This is a genomic window from Paenibacillus plantiphilus, assembly GCF_927798095.1.
In the GTDB taxonomy this organism is placed as follows: domain Bacteria; phylum Bacillota; class Bacilli; order Paenibacillales; family Paenibacillaceae; genus Paenibacillus_Z; species Paenibacillus_Z plantiphilus.
Genome location: NZ_CAKMMF010000081.1, coordinates 1 through 681, shown reverse-complemented (window position 1 = coordinate 681; position 681 = coordinate 1). Strand labels below are relative to the sequence as shown.

Below are 681 nucleotides of genomic sequence, written 5' to 3'. Positions count from 1 at the left end.
CGTACTGGGCAGGGAAGTCATAATACCCTGCCTGTGCGAGCTTTTCGTTTGTAACAGAGCATTGCAATACAGCGCTACCGGCAATGCGCCAGTACCCGAGTCTTGTATTTCCCCACTGGTAGGCCTTCCCTCCCGGCACACCCAGTTTTCGCAGGTTCTGTACCTTCGTTCTCGGCTTCTTCCACTGCTTCCAGATGTACATGCGCATCCGTCTTCGCAGCCATTCGTTCCAGCTTTGCAGAGTTCGCTTCATGTCGGCTATGTAGAAGTAGCCGATCCAGCCGCGAATATAGACTTTCACTTTCTCCATGACCTGTCGTGCATTCCTGCCTTGGCTTCGACTCGTTAGCTCTTTCAGCTTCTTCTTTGCCTTGGCTAGGGATTGACGATGTACGCGTACGTATACGCCGTTTCCGTTCTTCCCCAAAGCAAATCCGAGGAATTTGAAGTGTTTCTGCGCCACGACGCTGACTACCTTGCTCTTCCGCGTGTTCAACTGGAGCTTTAGCCGCTTTTCCAAATAGGTTCGGCTGGATTCCAGAAGCCGCATCGCTGCACGTTTGCTCTTCGCAAGCACCACGATGTCATCCGCATAGCGGATGACCGTTACTCCCCGACTTTTCATCTCCTGATCGAATTCGTTCAAATAGATGTTTGCCAAAAGCGGCGACAACGGGCCGC

General features: G+C 52.4%; 1 protein-coding gene. It reads right to left on the bottom strand.

From position 1 onward, the window contains the following. The coding region (locus L6H65_RS26430) for a group II intron maturase-specific domain-containing protein (protein WP_253074664.1) at positions 1–681 on the bottom strand (681 nt) is incomplete at both ends.